The sequence below is a fragment of the Sinobaca sp. TMA16-18 genome, from assembly GCF_059510535.1.
Window position 1 is genome coordinate 25,323 of sequence record NZ_JCAKFM010000007.1, and the last position, 14,308, is coordinate 39,630.

The 14,308-nt window shown below is 50.5% G+C and carries 14 protein-coding genes; 12 read left to right on the forward strand and 2 right to left on the reverse strand.

The genetic code is table 11. From position 1 onward, the window contains the following. The first annotated feature begins 39 nt into the window (after window positions 1-39). The 4 genes from AC5W14_RS12820 (at window position 40) to AC5W14_RS12835 (ending at window position 5,108) form a co-directional block, all read left to right on the forward strand. Window positions 40-825, forward strand: a complete 786-nt coding sequence (locus tag AC5W14_RS12820) for a SurA N-terminal domain-containing protein (protein WP_496194654.1) — start codon at window positions 40-42, stop codon at window positions 823-825. Between the two features lie 138 nt (window positions 826-963). After that, a complete protein-coding gene (locus AC5W14_RS12825; protein ID WP_496194655.1) occupies window positions 964-1,851 on the forward strand; it encodes a chemotaxis protein CheV in 888 nt (295 codons plus the stop codon). A 42-nt stretch (window positions 1,852-1,893) separates the two neighbouring features. Further along, window positions 1,894-4,197: an EAL domain-containing protein gene (locus AC5W14_RS12830; protein ID WP_496194656.1), complete on the forward strand. Its 2,304-nt coding sequence runs from the start codon at window positions 1,894-1,896 to the stop codon at window positions 4,195-4,197. 86 nt (window positions 4,198-4,283) lie between these two features. Next, window positions 4,284-5,108, forward strand: a complete 825-nt coding sequence (locus AC5W14_RS12835; protein ID WP_496194657.1) for an MBL fold metallo-hydrolase — start codon at window positions 4,284-4,286, stop codon at window positions 5,106-5,108. A gap of 48 nt (window positions 5,109-5,156) precedes the next feature. On the opposite strand, the gene AC5W14_RS12840 is transcribed toward AC5W14_RS12835, so the two are convergent. Together AC5W14_RS12840 and AC5W14_RS12845 are read right to left on the reverse strand one after the other, a co-directional pair. Continuing rightward, a complete protein-coding gene (locus AC5W14_RS12840) occupies window positions 5,157-5,459 on the reverse strand; it encodes a rhodanese-like domain-containing protein (RefSeq protein ID WP_496058251.1) in 303 nt (100 codons plus the stop codon). Window positions 5,460-5,476: 17 nt separating this feature from the next. Then, window positions 5,477-5,860, reverse strand: coding sequence for a DUF302 domain-containing protein (locus tag AC5W14_RS12845; protein ID WP_496194658.1), 384 nt, complete (start codon window positions 5,858-5,860; stop codon window positions 5,477-5,479). A gap of 159 nt (window positions 5,861-6,019) precedes the next feature. On the opposite strand from AC5W14_RS12845, the gene AC5W14_RS12850 reads away from it, so the two are divergent. From AC5W14_RS12850 to AC5W14_RS12885, 8 genes are read left to right on the forward strand one after another with little or no spacing between them, the layout of a single operon-like run. Next, window positions 6,020-7,246 (forward strand): acyl-CoA dehydrogenase family protein, encoded by a 1,227-nt coding sequence (locus AC5W14_RS12850; protein ID WP_496058253.1) that lies wholly within the window; start codon window positions 6,020-6,022, stop codon window positions 7,244-7,246. Next, the gene (locus tag AC5W14_RS12855; RefSeq protein WP_496194659.1) at window positions 7,243-8,016 is read left to right on the forward strand and encodes an SDR family oxidoreductase; all 774 of its coding nucleotides are present in this window, start codon (window positions 7,243-7,245) and stop codon (window positions 8,014-8,016) included. The genes AC5W14_RS12850 and AC5W14_RS12855 overlap by 4 nt, the downstream gene beginning before the upstream one ends. A gap of 13 nt (window positions 8,017-8,029) precedes the next feature. Then, a complete protein-coding gene (locus tag AC5W14_RS12860) occupies window positions 8,030-8,893 on the forward strand; it encodes a 3-hydroxyacyl-CoA dehydrogenase family protein (RefSeq protein WP_496194748.1) in 864 nt (287 codons plus the stop codon). A 10-nt stretch (window positions 8,894-8,903) separates the two neighbouring features. Beyond that, on the forward strand, window positions 8,904-9,968 hold the full coding sequence (locus AC5W14_RS12865) for a phosphotransferase family protein (RefSeq protein ID WP_496194660.1): 1,065 nt from the start codon (window positions 8,904-8,906) through the stop codon (window positions 9,966-9,968). Then, a complete protein-coding gene (locus AC5W14_RS12870; protein WP_496194661.1) occupies window positions 9,965-10,693 on the forward strand; it encodes a 2-phosphosulfolactate phosphatase in 729 nt (242 codons plus the stop codon). Before AC5W14_RS12865 ends, AC5W14_RS12870 begins: the two co-directional genes overlap by 4 nt. 11 nt (window positions 10,694-10,704) lie before the next feature. After that, window positions 10,705-12,480, forward strand: a complete 1,776-nt coding sequence (locus AC5W14_RS12875; protein WP_496194662.1) for an acyl-CoA dehydrogenase FadE — start codon at window positions 10,705-10,707, stop codon at window positions 12,478-12,480. A gap of 13 nt (window positions 12,481-12,493) precedes the next feature. Further along, window positions 12,494-13,252 (forward strand): SDR family NAD(P)-dependent oxidoreductase, encoded by a 759-nt coding sequence (locus AC5W14_RS12880; protein ID WP_496194663.1) that lies wholly within the window; start codon window positions 12,494-12,496, stop codon window positions 13,250-13,252. A 19-nt stretch (window positions 13,253-13,271) separates the two neighbouring features. Continuing rightward, on the forward strand, window positions 13,272-14,246 hold the full coding sequence (locus AC5W14_RS12885) for a quinone oxidoreductase family protein (RefSeq protein WP_496194664.1): 975 nt from the start codon (window positions 13,272-13,274) through the stop codon (window positions 14,244-14,246). Window positions 14,247-14,308: the final 62 nt, after the last annotated feature.

A 14,308-nucleotide genomic window follows, 5' to 3' on the forward strand; every position in this document is an offset into this window, starting at 1 on the left:
TACAATACGGAACAGTATAGATATGAAAGGAGCTTTTCTTTGAGTAAAAAATGGTTATTAACGGCCAGTATGGCAATTTCTCTTTCCGTGATTGCAGCATGCGGGGGAGAATCCGAAGAAGAAGCAGGATCGGATGAAGAACAAGAACAGCAGGAAAGTGCAGAATCGGAAGGCCAGGAAGCGGAACAGCCGCAGGAGCCGGAAGTAAACCTTGACGATGTTCCCGACGTAGTCGCTGAAGTGAACGGCGAAGAAATTACAAAAGATGAGTTTGAAACAGCGTATACAACGACATTATCCATGTTTTCCATGCAGGGAATGAACCTTGAGGAACAAGACGAAGACGGGGAAATGGAAGAGGAGCTGAAAGCTTCCACGGCAGAACAGCTTGTCGGACAGCGCCTGCTTGTGCAGGAGTCAGAAAACCGTGACTACGAAGCGGACACCGAAGAAGTAGATGAAATTTTAGACCAGCAGAAAGAGCAGTTTGAAAACGATGAAGACTATGAAGCTGCTTTGGAAGAACAGGGCTTCACAGAAGACGACTTCCGCGCACAGATTGAAGAATCCCTCCGGGTGGAACAGCTTATTGAAGAGGAATCCGAGGGTATTGAAGTGAGCGAAGACGAAATAGATGAACAAATGGTAGCCATGGAAGAACAGCAGGCCGCCATGGCCGAGCAGGCTGGTGAAGATGCTCCTGAAACACCTGCACCTGAACGAGAGCAGGTAGAAGAACAGGTACGGGCGGAAAAAGAAAACGAACGTGTCCAGGAGCTCGTAACAGAACTTCGCGACGACGCGGATGTTACGATCCACCTCTAAAACCGATACAAATTCCAAACAAACTGTCCGCAGCGGACAGTTTGTTTTTTTACAGAAAAATTTCTCTTGTACTATTGTAGAAATAGGATAAAATAAAACAAAAGTCCTATTTTTTTAGAATATCGAGGAGGAATTCGGATGACAACCCGTGAAAAAGATGAAATTCTACTGGAAAGTGGAACAAATGAACTAGAAATCGTCATGTTTTCTATTGGTGAAGAAACATATGGTATTAATGTATTAAAAGTAAGGGAAATTATCCAGCCGCTGCCGGTCACAAAAACACCAAACGCCCATCCGCACGTAGAAGGCATTATCCGCTTGAGAAATGAAATCATGCCGGTCGTTGATACCGCCAAAGTACTTGGCTATACGCATGAAAGAGCGGGAACCGATAAGTATATTATCTGTGAGCTTAACCAAATGAAGGTCGCCTTTCACGTGGAGTCGGTTTCCCGTATCCATAGGATTTCCTGGCAGCAAATTGAAGAACCGGAGCAGCTGATTCAGGGGACCCATTCCCATACGATCGGCGTTATTAAAAGAGAAGAAGGCATGACGCTGCTGCTTGATTATGAAAAGATGATCAGTGACATTAACCCGAAGGCGGGCATTCAGCCGGATACGATCGTCAGAGGCCTTCGTCCCGAACGAGCCGCCAAACGTGTACTGGTGGCGGAAGATTCGCCGATTCTGCAGCAGCTTATCTTGGACACGCTCGAGCGCGCCGGCTACGAACAGATCGCCAAAAGCACGAACGGGGAAGATGCCTGGAGACAGCTGGCTGAAGGAGAAAAAGTGCCGGATATTGTGATATCTGATATTGAAATGCCTAAAATGGACGGCCATCACTTAACCAAAAAAATCAAAGAACTGGAAAAAACCAAAAATATACCAGTCATTCTCTTTTCTTCCCTCATTACAGAGGATCTTTACCATAAAGGCGTAAAAGTAGGTGCAGATGAACAGGTAAGTAAGCCGGAAATCCAGACGCTGATTCAAAAAATGGACAACCTTTTATTTTAAATAAAGAGTGCTCCTTTGTTTCAGGGGAGGGTGGCGAGAGAGATGAGCATAAAGAAAAAATTAATATGGATTGTCGCCGGCAGCGGGTTTTTATTATTCTCCCTGCTGGTAGGCATCTTTTATCCGATGCTGCTGCAGCAGTTCCGTTCGATTGAAGAACAGGGAGCGGAGGAAAACATTGACCGTCTGGCCGAGCTGCTTGCAAACGAACAGGAACAGCTGTTAAATTTTAACCGCGACTGGGCGTCCTGGGATGATACATATGCTTTTGTGGAGAGCGGAGGCCGGGATGAGGGGTATATAACGAGTAACCTGGGCGGAGAATCACTTGATAATGGCAAGTTATCTTTTATAATGATAATCGATGAAAAAAAAGACGTCTTATTCAGCCAGAGTCAACAGGAGCCGGGTGCCCCGGAAGAAGGACTCGAAGCACTTGCCATTAACGAGGCCAATGTAATGGAAACATTCAGCCGGCTCATGATGGGAGAAGCAAAGCTTTACCAATATGATACAGAAACATACATGATCTCCGCTCTCCCTATTCAAGCTACCAGCACCAACTCCGGTTCCAATGGAACGCTGATTATGGGACGGGAAGTAAACAGCCGCTATATTGACTCAATGGCTGCGGCGATTCAGGCTCCGCTGCAGTTTCAATCCATTTCAAGCAGTGCGGCCACAGAACCTTACCGGAATGTTTCGGTGTCGGAGGAAGGCCTGCTGTCCAGCGAATACCGTCTGCCCTATGCCAACGCATCCAGTGCCGCAGCTTTTACGTTTGAACAGCCTCGAACGATTTACAACCAGGGCGCTCAAACGATCAATACGCTGCTGTTTTCGTATACCGGCGGCATGGTAATTCTAACGATGCTGCTGATTGTTCTGCTCAACGGCTCTATTTTAAAAAGAATAACGGCACTGTCCGGCAATTTAAATGCCATTGAACAGAAAGGCATGTTTGAAGACAGTGTCGCTGTAAACGGCAGGGATGAAATCACGACCCTGCAAAACTCGGCCAACAGCCTGATTGATTCGCTTCGACTTTCTCACCGTCATATGCATGAATTGGCTTACCGTGACCCGGTGACCCATCTGTACAACCGCTCTTATTTATTAAAAGAACTGGATAAACAAATGAACCAAAATGAAAAATTTTCGCTTTTATTCATTGACCTGGATCATTTTAAAAAAGTAAACGATACATTCGGCCATAAAGCAGGCGATGAGGTATTAATAGAAACAAGCCGGCGCATGAAAAATCATACCCCGGAAGGCGCAGCCGTTATCCGTATGGGCGGGGATGAATTTGTTATTATCGTGCCTTCCTCTGCTGTATTCCCGTATGAACTGCTGCTTGAAGAACTGGAAAAACCTTTTTTAATTGGAGAACACCGTGTTTTTATTTCCGGCAGTATCGGCATCAGTGAATACCCGGAAGACGGCGCCTCTTACGAGCAGCTGCTGCAGTCGGCAGATATTGCTATGTACGAAGCGAAAAAACAGGGGAAAAACAGCTACCGGTATTATAAAGAAGTAGAAAATAAAGCGTATTACAAAGAATACGTGCTTCACGAAAATGATATCCGCCGCGCCTTTATAAACGAAGAATTTGTCGTTCATTATCAACCTATTATAAATGGAGCCGACCACACGATTAAGGGCATGGAAGCTTTAGTGCGGTGGGAGCATCCGGAACGGGGACTGCTGGCCCCGTGTAAATTCCTTCCTATGATTGAGGAGCTCCGCTTAATGGATGAACTGGGCATGTTGGTGCTCGAAACCGGCTTGAAGCAGATGGCTGTATGGAACAGTGATCGGGACATTCCCATTCTTTTGTCTGTCAATGTAGCTAAAACTCAGATGAAAAATAGGGTGTTCTTTTCACGGCTGGATGCCATTTTAGAAACCGTCGACCTTCAACGCACGCCGCTTCAGCTCGAAATTACAGAAGAAATGCTTAGTGACCATTTAAAAACGACGATGGATTTTTCCAACGAGCTCTGCAGGCGGGACATTAAACTGGCCCTGGACGATTTTGGAACAGGCACATCCAACCTTCTTTACTTAAAAGAAATCCCTATCAATACCCTTAAGCTGGACCGTGCGTTTGTTAAAAACCTGCCCTTTGCTCCTTTTGATGCTGCATTATTTGCTTCCGTGCATAAGCTATGCACGAAGCTGGGCATTGAACTGGTGGCAGAAGGCGCTGAAACAGAAGAACAGGTACACTACTTGTCTAAAACCTATCCCTCTACTATTCAGGGTTTCTGGTTCAGCCCGGCCCTTGCTCCGGATGAAGTAACCCTTTACCTTCAAAAAGAAACCTGCCGGAAGCTGCTATAGCAGACTGATGGGAAGAAGATGTTTAAAGTCAGCCTAAGAGGTAAATAAGATAAGTAACTATACTTTACAAGGAGGCTGCTTATCCGATGAAGAACAATTATATTCCAATTACCTCAGAAATATCCAATACAGGTCTTGCTGTGGCACCGGATGTTTATATGTACACCACACAGATTGCCAATCTGTATATGCTTGGTAATCCTTCCAAGCACAGCGATTGGATTATTGTAGATACCGGCATGCCGGGGACGCTTGAGCGCGTCAAGCATGCGATGAACCAGCGCTTTGGTTCCAATATCGGACCGAAAGCCATCATTTTAACGCACGCTCACTTTGATCATGTAGGAAACCTGCATCAGTTAATCAAAGGCTGGGAGGAAGATGTTCCTGTATATGCCCATACGTTGGAACTGCCTCATTTAACGGGACAGGAAGATTATCCAAAAGCAGATCCCGGGGCGGCCAGAGGACTCATCGCGAAGATGTCACCTGCTTTCTCCCGGGAAGCCGTAGATATTAGTGAGCATGTTCATGCGCTTCCAGAAGATGGCTCCATTCCGTTTTTCCCGGAATGGACCTGGTATCACACCCCGGGTCATACAAAAGGCCATATTTCCCTGTTCAGGGAAAAAGACCGGATTCTCCTGGCCGGGGATGCGTTTGTTACCGTCAAGCAGGAGTCCTTACACAAGGTGATGGCCCAGGAACCCGAGCTAAACGGTCCGCCTAAATATTTAACGGAAAACTGGAGCGACGCAGAAGCCTCTGTGAAAAAGCTGGCCGGGCTTGAGCCGGAAAAAGCCCTGACTGGACACGGCCGGATGATGGAAGGCGAAGACCTGCGCCGCCGGCTTCATGATTTAGCTGATCATTTTGTTGAGAAGGCCGTACCGAAAAAAGAGAAAAAATAGCACAAAAAGGAACAGCTATGTTTAATAAGCTGTTCCTTTTTTTGTCTTTTATTCGATAGGACCGTTCCATTCGAGCATGCCGCCCTGCATATTTTTCACGCGGTAGCCGCGTTCCTGCAGCCATCCGGCGGCGAGACCGCTGCGGTTTCCGGACCGGCATACCATCGTATACTCGGTGTCAGCCTCTAATTCGTCCAGCCGGGTCAACAGTTCACCAAGGGGAATCAGGCGGGCACCCGGGATATACCCGGAAGCTGTTTCATTCGGTTCTCTGACATCGATGATGAAAGAATCGGCGGAAGCCTCTACTTCATTTGGGGTCATCTGTTTGATCGTCATATTTTCTGTCATTATTTTCTCTGCCTTTCTTATTTGGAATAATCGATACTTTGGGTCATGCGCTGTTCGACATCGGCGGCTATTTCTTTTAATTCTTCATCTTCTATAAATCCAATGAGTATGGTAGGCCGAGGCATGCCAATATGGGTAACCCCATTCTCTTCATACACGGTAATTTTGCACGGAAGAAAATTACCGGCTGCTTTATGGCGGTGCAGGACTTTTTCTGCTTCTTTAGGATTGCAAACTTCAAGAATACGGTAGGGTTCTGGAAATTCTATTCCTTTTTCGGTCAGCTTAGCCTGCAGGTCAAAATCCCACAAGACGCCAAACCCTGCTTTCTGCAGGTGCTGTTCCAGCGAGGCAACAGCTTCCTGAACGGTTTTAGACGATTTAACGGTATAATGAAACATTCTGTATACCTCCTTCAAATGAGTTACTATTCGTAATAATATACCCCATAGAGTATATTGTCAAGCACATCCATTATATAAAATAGTTTTTGTATCCGCTTACATAGTTTGCTATACTATCAACATACCGACCGGTTAGTATAATGAAGGAGGAAGCAGATGGACTTTTCTTATTCGACGAAAGTACAACAGCTCCATGCGCAGCTGACTGCATTTATGGAGGAACATGTGTATCCTAATGAAGCGGTCTACGAACAGCAGTTAAATGAAATGGAAACCCGCTGGAGCGGGATTCCTCCCGTGATGGAAGAATTAAAAACAAAGGCCAAGCAGGCCGGTCTCTGGAATCTATTTCTGCCGGACCGTGAGCATGGCGCCGGTCTCACGAATGAGGAGTACGCCCCGCTCTGTGAAATCATGGGACGTTCTCTGCTGGCACCTGAAGTCTTTAACTGCGGTGCCCCGGATACCGGCAACATGGAAGTGCTCTCTAAATACGGAACCGAGGAACAGAAGCAGCAATGGCTCGTCCCACTGCTAAATGGTGACATCCGTTCCTGTTTTACGATGACCGAACCGGACACGGCCTCTTCAGACGCCGTTAATATTCAGGCACGCATTACAAAAACGGACGGGGGCTATGTACTGAACGGCACAAAATGGTGGTCCTCCGGTGCCGGCGATCCCCGTTGTGAAATAGCTATTTTCATGGGAAAAACGGATCCGGAAGCTCCGCGCTATGAACAACAGTCAATGATCCTCGTTCCGCTTGACACTCCCGGAATCACCATCGAACGCACCCTGTCCGTGTTTGGATACGATCATGCACCGCACGGGCATGCGGAAATTACATTTGAGAATGTTTATGTGCCGGAAGCCAATATGATCTGGGGCGAAGGGAAAGGATTTGCCATCGCCCAGGGAAGGCTCGGGCCGGGGCGCATTCATCACTGTATGAGATTGATCGGGGCAGCGGAGCGGGCGTTGGAATACATGTGCCGCCGCGTGCAGGAGCGCGAAGCGTTCGGGAAAAAATTGTCCGAGCAGGGCGTAGTAGCGGAATGGATAGCTGATTCCCGCATAGACATTGAACAGGCGCGCCTGCTGACCATGCGTGCGGCCTACATGATGGATACAGTCGGCAATAAAGAAGCCAAGGCTGACATTGCAATGATTAAAGTCGTCGCACCGTCCATGGCACTGCGTGTGATCGACCGTGCCATCCAGGCATTTGGAGGAGCGGGCGTCTCCGACGACTTTCCATTGGCCGCCCAGTGGGCGAATGCCAGAACGCTGCGCCTCGCTGACGGACCCGATGAGGTGCACCGGGCCCAGATTGCCCGCCTCGAATTGAAAAAACACCGGCTGAAGGAGGAAACCAAATGAATGTACTGGATTTATTTTCGCTGCAGGGAAAAACCGCGGTTGTGACCGGCGGAGGAAGAGGGCTTGGTTTGCAGATCGCCGAAGGGCTGGCGGAGGCCGGCGCGAATATTGTGCTTTGTTCGCGCAAGCTTGAAGCCTGTGAAGAAACGGCAGCCCTGCTTGCAAAAAAGGGCGTGCAGACAGCAGCCTTTGCCTGTGATGTAACGAACCAGGAGCAGGTGGATCATGTGATCAGCGAAACAAAAAGCCAATTCGGCTCGATAGATATTCTCGTTAATAACAGCGGGGCCACCTGGGGGGCACCGGTGGCAGATATGCCGCTGGAAGCCTGGCAGAAAGTGATGAATGTCAATGTAACGGGTACCTTTTTAATGAGCCAGGCCGCCGGGCGTGTCATGATCGAGCAGCAGGCCGGTAAAATTATTAATATCGCGTCTGTGGCCGGCCTGAAAAGCTCCGCCCCCGACGTGATGGATACGATCGGCTATAACACAAGTAAAGGCGCCATTATTACGTTTACGAAAGATTTGGCTTCCAAATGGGGGCAGCACAACGTACATGTGAATGCCGTGGCCCCCGGATTTTTCCCAACCAAAATGTCCAAAGTCATCATGGAGCACGGGGGCGAAGCAATTCTTGGCGGTACCCCGCTCGGCCGTTTTGGCAGAGCGGATGAATTAAAAGGAGTCGTTTTGTTTCTTGCATCGAAAGCTTCTGATTATGTCACCGGCGACGTCGTCATCGTCGACGGCGGGTCGCACGTACGTTAACAAGAAAGGATGGATACGCATGAATGACATTAAAACGATTACTGTTGTTGGAGCAGGGCAGATGGGCCATCAGATTGCCATGCTCGGGGCGCTCGGAGGCTACGAAACCATTCTCTGCGACATCGACAAAGACAATCTGAACAAAGCCGGACAAACGCTGGAAAAGCTGATGACCGGCTGGGTACAGAAACAAAAGATTACCGAACAGGAAAAAGAGGAAGCGTTTGGACGGCTGTCGTTCACCGAAGACCTGCAGCAGGCCGCAGGTCAAGCGGATTTTATTATTGAAGCGGTTGTGGAAAAGCTCGACATCAAGCAGCAGGTTTTCAGCCAATTAGATGAATGGTCACCCATTCATACGGTGCTGGCGACGAACAGCTCAACTATTGTCAACAGCCTGCTTTCCACCAATCGGCCGGACCGTGTCGTGAACATGCACTTTTTCTATCCGCCGCTCGTTATGGACTGCGTGGAAGTCGTCATGAGTGATGAGACCTCCGAAGAAACCGCGCAGGCGGCCATGGCCGTGAGCCATCGGATGAACCGGACCGCGGTCCTGCTTCGAAAGGAAATTTCCGGCTTTGTGGCCAACCGTATTCTCGGTGCCCTCCAAAAAGAAGCGGTGCACCTCTATGAAGAAGGCATCGCCGATTACACAGAGATTGATACGATTGTCAAAAAAGCGCTGCGCCATCCAATCGGGCCGTTTGAGCTGATGGATTTGTCTGGAATCGATGTGGGGTATTTCGTCCAGCAGCAGCGCTATCAGGAAACCAAAGATCCCGAAGATAAACCGGCCGCCTGCGTGGAAGAGAAAGTAAAACAAGGGAATCTGGGACGAAAAACCGGGCAGGGCTGGTACACCTACACTTCTTAGGAGGCACGATATGACGACAATTCCCGTTCGATCAGGAGAAGAACTGCATCAGGACCGCCTGGAGGCTTTTCTGCGCTCCCGGATTCCGGATCTGCCGGATGGCACCATGCAGGTGACCCAGTTTGCTGAAGGGCATTCCAACTTAACCTATGCGTTGTCTGTCGGAAGCTGGGAAGCGGTGCTGCGCCGGCCGCCGCTCGGTCCCGTTGCGCCGAAAGCTCATAACATGGAGCGCGAATTCACGTTTTTAAAAGAAATCACTCCCTATTATGAAGCCGCACCGGTCCCCATCACTTACAGCGGGGACACCTCTATTGTCGGGGCGCCGTTTTTTATTATGGAACGAAAGCACGGGGTAGTGCTTGATACCCGCTTTCCCGACCATATCGAGCCGGAGCCGGCCTTATGCCGGACTATTTCCGCGCAGATGGTGGAACGGCTTGCCGAGCTTCACCGGATTGACTATAAACAAACCGGGCTCATCGATATCACCCGCCCCGACGGCTTTTTAAAACGACAGGTGGAAGGGTGGATCTCTCGATACCAGCGGGCCGCCACCGAAGATATTCCAGCGGCAGAGCAGCTGATGCAGTGGCTGCAGGACCACCTCCCGGCCTCAAAAGAAACGACCGTGATTCATTACGACTACAAATTAAACAACGCCATGTTTACGGAAGACCTAGAGGAAATGAAAGGATTGTTTGACTGGGAAATGGCAACGGTGGGCGATCCCCTGGCTGATCTTGGCGTAGCGCTGAGTTACTGGATTGAGGCGTCGGATCCGGAAACGATGAAGCGGGCGCTTGGAGGTACGCCGGTTACCGTGCATCCCGGCTTTTATACCAGGGATGAATTTCTGCACCAGTACAGCTTACAAAGCGGCAGAGATCCGGAAGGCATTGATTATTATTTTGTTTTTGCCTACTTTAAGCTGGCGGTCATTGCCCAGCAGATTTATTACCGCTATCAAAATGGGCAAACGTCGGATCCGCGGTTTGCTTCCTTCGGCCAAACGGTGCAGACCCTCATGAACGAAGCTGTACAAAAGCTAGCCGACAAAGGCGGCCGTTCGTGAATATTCATGTGCTGACGCGTAAAGAAGAGATAGAGGAAGCTCAGCTCGTCCGCGGTTCCAAGATAGCGGTCGCGGTCGATGTCCTGCTGGCGACCACGACGATTGCCGCCTGCCTCGAAAATGGAGCCATCCGGGTGATCCCGGCCGCCACGCAGAGAGAGGCTCTCGAGCACGCATCTTCTCTTCCGCCGGACTCGTATATTCTGGCCGGGGAAGAGCAGGCGCTTCCGATACAAGGATTTGTTTATCCGGGGCCGGTTCATCTGTCTGCGCAGGCCAAAGGAAAAACCGTTATTCTGGTTACGACGAACGGCACGGCGGCACTGCGCAGGCTCCAGAATGCAGAAGAAGTATACGCAGGGTCGCTCTTAAATGCCCACGCGCTTGCTTTGGTACTGGCCGCTAAATCGAAGCCGTCCACCTTGCTGATCACCGCGGCAGGCAATGCAGGAGAAATCAGCCTCGAGGACATGTACGGGGCCGGCTGCCTGATTGAAGCAGTGCTTGTCGGTAAAGCGTGCACGATGACGGATGCCGCCCGCACGGCGCTGAGCGTTTACCAGAATGGGCCGAGCGCCCGGAGCGTGCTGCAGTCATCCCACGTAGGAAAAAAGCTGCTTGACTATAACATGAACGAAGACCTGGACTATGCTGCAAACACTAACAGCAGTTCAGCTATCTGCCGGTATACAAACGACAGCATCACCAACCAATCTTTTTTATAAGGAGGAAACATATGCAGCACTCAACAATCAAACATCCGGGCGGCTCGTTTATGATAGGCGGGAATGCCCCGGAAAACGCGTTTGCTCCGGAACAAATGACCGAAGAACATCTGATGATTGCCAAAACGGCCGAGCGGTTTGTAGAAAACGACGTACGCCCGGAAATAGACCGGATTGAAAAGCAGGATTTTACGACAACAACCACGTTGTTAAAAAAAGCAGGAGACCTTGGCCTGCTTGGCCACAGCGTCCCCGAATCCCACGGTGGTCTTGGGATGGACAAAATAAGTAAAGCTATTGTTGGAGAGGCGGTGGGAGGCACATCGAGCTACGGGGTCGCGCATTCCAATCATACGTGTATCGCGACACTGCCGATTACCTACTACGGCACCGAAGACCAAAAGCAGCGCTACCTGCCGAAACTGGCTTCAGGCGAGTATTTGGGCGCCTACTGCCTGACCGAGCCTAATGCCGGATCGGATGCGCTCGCTTCGCAGACAACCGCCGTCTGGTCGGAAGCCAAACAAAGCTACCTGTTAAACGGAACCAAACTGTATATTACCAATGCCGCTTTTGCCGACACGTTCATCGTGTACGCCAAAGTAGATGGAGAGCACTTTACGTCATTTATAGTCGAAAAAACTTTTGCCGGGTTAACGCTTGGTCCTGAAGAAAAAAAGATGGGCATCAAAGGATCGTCGACGAGAAGCGTCATTCTCGAAGATTGTATCGTTCCCCGCGAAAACCTGTTGGGAGACGTGGGACAGGGCCATCTGATTGCCTTAAATGTTCTCAACCTGGGGCGGTTTAATCTCGGATCTGCCTGCGTCGGAGGAGCCAAAGCGGCCTTTAAAAAGACGATGGGTTTTATTTTGGAGCGCCGGCAGTTTGGAAGCCGGATTGCAGATTTTACCGCTACAAAAGAAAAAACAGGCCGACTGGCAGCCAGGCTGTACGCGGCGGAGAGCATGCAGTACCGGACAGCCGGTCTTCTCGAAGAGGCGCTTGGAGACCTTTATACGGAAACGGAGCATAAAGCCATTAACCAGAAGCTGAGAGAATATGCCGTCGAGTGTGCTATCTGCAAAGTGTATGGATCGGAAACACTGGATCTGGTCGTGGATGAAGCGCTGCAGCTGCATGGAGGAGCAGGTTTCATTGAAGAGTACGGAATCGAACGGGCCTACCGCGATTCCCGTATCAACCGCATTTTTGAAGGAACCAATGAAATCAACCGGCTGCTCGTGCCGACGCCTCTTTTCCGCCTGGCTGCCAAAGGAGAGATCGACCTCGGTGCCCTCGCACACGATGCCGCTACAAACCTCCAGAAACCGAAGCCTGCAGAAACCGGCGCGCTCGCATACGAACAGCGGGCGGTGGAAGCAATCAGAGAGATGCTTCTTGTCTGCGCGGGGATCTCACTGCGTACGTATGGAAAACAAATAAAAAACGAACAGGAAACGCTGATAAGCCTGGCAGAGCTTTCCATTCAGCTGTATGCCGCGGAGTCGGCGCTGCTGCGGACGATAACCGCACTTAAAAAAGACGGGGAAGCCCCACATCAACGAAAGCAGGCACTGACGTCTGTCTGCCTGTACACAAGCCTCGAACAGGCCGAACGTACAGCACGCGCGCTTATCCTGGAAATCGGGGAAGAACAGGAAAAAACAGAGCTGACAGATGCGATTTATAAAGTCTGTGCATCGTATCAAAGGGCCCGGCCGATACGGGATAATTTGCGGTTTATCGCAGATGAGCAGTATACAGCCGGGCGTTATCAGGGATAAGGAGGAGATCGGTATGCGTTTTGAAGGCAAAACCGCCGTTATTACCGGCGGCGGCAGCGGCATAGGAAAAGAAACAGCCAGAAAGATGGCAGCAGAAGGAGCGTCCGTTATTCTCGTCGGCCGGAGCCTGGCCAAGCTGGAAGCGGCGGCGAAAGAGATTCCCGGCGCCAGTGTATTCGCAGCGGATGTAACGAATGCCGGCGAAGTACAGAAACTGGCGGCGTTTATTGAAGAAGAAGGAGGCGGTCTCCATATTCTGGTCAATGGAGCGGGGGCTTCCAAACATTCCAGAATTATGGATACGACCGAGGAGGAGTGGAACGCGGTTCAGGATGTGAACCTAAAAAGCGTATTTCTCGTCTCAAAGGCACTTGGTGCCATTATGTCAGCGGAAGCCGAACGGGAAGCGGAAAAAACCGGCCGGGCGGTCGTAACGATTGCGTCCTTATCCGGCCACAAAGCCGGCGCGTACATTCCGCATTACAGTGCAGCCAAAGCCGGCGCCATGCATTTTACGAAAGCGCTGGCCCTGGAGCTGGGCCCTTACGGAATCCGCGCCAATTCGATTTCACCCGGCTTTATCGATACCCCGTTAATTGAAGAAAATTTAAAAAATGAAAAATTCCAAAAGGCGATTCAGTACAACACGGTGCTGAAAAGACCAGGCAGCGCTGCAGAAATCGCCAATGTCGCCGCGTTTATTGCGTCTGATGAAGCATCATACATGACAGGCTCAGACGTGCTCGTGGACGGCGGCTGGATGATTAAATAAAAAAACAGGAGGCGCTCATATGAAAGCTATACAGTATAAAGCTTACGGGGGACCGGAAGTAGTTGAAGAGGTAGAAAAAGAACAGCCGGTTCCGGCATCGAAAGAAGTGCTCGTGCGGGTCCACTCCATTGGCATGAACTATGCTGATATTGCCCGCCGCCAGGGAGCATATGTCGTACCGACGCCGCTTCCTTTTTATCCGGGATCGGAAATTGCCGGCACGATCGAAGCCATAGGAGAAGAAGTCTCCCGCTTCCAACCGGGAGACCGGGTCGCGGCCCTGATTACGGACGGCGGCTATGCCGAATTTGCCGCCGTTAATGAACAGGCGATTATCCCGCTTCCGGATTCGCTTGACTTTGATCAAGCAGCGGCTTTTCCCCTGCAGGGACTAAGCGCGTATCATGTACTCAAAACGATGGGCCGGCTCGAGCAGGGAGAAAGCGTTCTTGTGCATGCCGCTGCAGGAGGCGTCGGCGGTATTGCTGTACAACTGGCTAAACGATTTGGTGCCGGAAAGATCATTGCCACCGCCAGTACGCCGCAGAAACTGGCCTATGCTAAAGAGCTCGGGGCAGACGTGCTGATCAATTACACGGAAGACGGCTGGGAACAACAAGTGCTGGAAGCGACAGACGGCAGAGGCGTGGACGTGGCGATGGAAATGGCCGGAGGCGACATATTCAGCCGGACGCTGGACTGTCTCGCGCCATTTGGACGCCTCGTGGTTTTTGGTTCCGCAAGCGGGGAACCGAGCCGCCTTCAGGCCGGCCGATTAATGGGAGCCAATCAGTCGGTGATTGGATTCTTTCTTCCACAGATTATGAAACGGCGGGATTTGATGCAGCGCAGCCTGGAGGAACTGTTCACTTTTCTGCAGGAAGGAGACTTGAAACTGCCGATAGGGGAAGTGTTTCCACTTGACCAGGCCGCGCGGGCCCAATCTCTTATGCAGGACCGGCAGACTACCGGAAAAATTATACTGAGAACATAAAGCGTATGGCTGCCAGCCGGCCGGCGGACCAACCGGGAAATCAACCAGAGGATTCATACACA

What these genes read in the sequence shown, in the direction of transcription:
- AC5W14_RS12825 (WP_496194655.1), top strand. Translation starts at nt 964, where the DNA reads ATGACAACCCGTGAAAAAGATGAAATTCTACTGGAAAGTGGAACAAAT.
- AC5W14_RS12830 (WP_496194656.1), top strand. Translation starts at nt 1,894, where the DNA reads ATGAGCATAAAGAAAAAATTAATATGGATTGTCGCCGGCAGCGGGTTT.
- AC5W14_RS12880 (WP_496194663.1), top strand. Translation starts at nt 12,494, where the DNA reads ATGCGTTTTGAAGGCAAAACCGCCGTTATTACCGGCGGCGGCAGCGGC.
- AC5W14_RS12840 (WP_496058251.1), bottom strand. Translation starts at nt 5,459, where the DNA reads ATGACAGAAAATATGACGATCAAACAGATGACCCCAAATGAAGTAGAG.
- AC5W14_RS12835 (WP_496194657.1), top strand. Translation starts at nt 4,284, where the DNA reads ATGAAGAACAATTATATTCCAATTACCTCAGAAATATCCAATACAGGT.
- AC5W14_RS12850 (WP_496058253.1), top strand. Translation starts at nt 6,020, where the DNA reads ATGGACTTTTCTTATTCGACGAAAGTACAACAGCTCCATGCGCAGCTG.
- AC5W14_RS12845 (WP_496194658.1), bottom strand. Translation starts at nt 5,860, where the DNA reads ATGTTTCATTATACCGTTAAATCGTCTAAAACCGTTCAGGAAGCTGTT.
- AC5W14_RS12875 (WP_496194662.1), top strand. Translation starts at nt 10,705, where the DNA reads ATGCAGCACTCAACAATCAAACATCCGGGCGGCTCGTTTATGATAGGC.
- AC5W14_RS12885 (WP_496194664.1), top strand. Translation starts at nt 13,272, where the DNA reads ATGAAAGCTATACAGTATAAAGCTTACGGGGGACCGGAAGTAGTTGAA.
- AC5W14_RS12865 (WP_496194660.1), top strand. Translation starts at nt 8,904, where the DNA reads ATGACGACAATTCCCGTTCGATCAGGAGAAGAACTGCATCAGGACCGC.
- AC5W14_RS12855 (WP_496194659.1), top strand. Translation starts at nt 7,243, where the DNA reads ATGAATGTACTGGATTTATTTTCGCTGCAGGGAAAAACCGCGGTTGTG.